Genomic DNA, 379 nt, shown 5'->3' with positions numbered 1-379 from the left:
CGCCGCTACACCGGCCTCGCCTATGTCTATCTGCGCTTCAAGCTGACCGGCAACACCAAAAAGACCGAGAGCCCGTTCGTCCAGTCGATCCCAACGCGCGTGACGATCCGCACCAAGGGCGCATACATGTATGACCCGCGCCTCGACAGCACGCGCGGCGGTAGCGGCCCGCACCGCGCCGACGATCAATCGACCTGGGAATGGAGCGAGAGCGCATCGCGCAACCCGGCGCTGCAGATGCTCTGGTGGATGCTGGGCTGGCGCATCAACGGCAAGATCGCCGTCGGCGGCGGCATCCCGCCCGAACGCATCGACATGGAATCCTTCATCACCGCGGCGAACCTGTGCGATGAGGACGTCTCGATAGCAGCCGGTGGCA

1 pseudogene is annotated in these 379 nt (G+C 65.2%); it reads left to right on the top strand.

Features of this window, described 5'->3' with window-relative positions:
• A pseudogene (locus AX735_RS25555) lies at nt 1-379 on the top strand (hypothetical protein); the annotation flags it as partial.

It is taken from the genome of Blastomonas sp. CCH1-A6, assembly GCF_001556365.1.
Lineage (GTDB): Bacteria > Pseudomonadota > Alphaproteobacteria > Sphingomonadales > Sphingomonadaceae > Blastomonas > Blastomonas ursincola.
The sequence above is the reverse complement of the archived record's forward strand: the minus strand, read 5'-3'. Positions and strand labels throughout refer to the sequence as shown.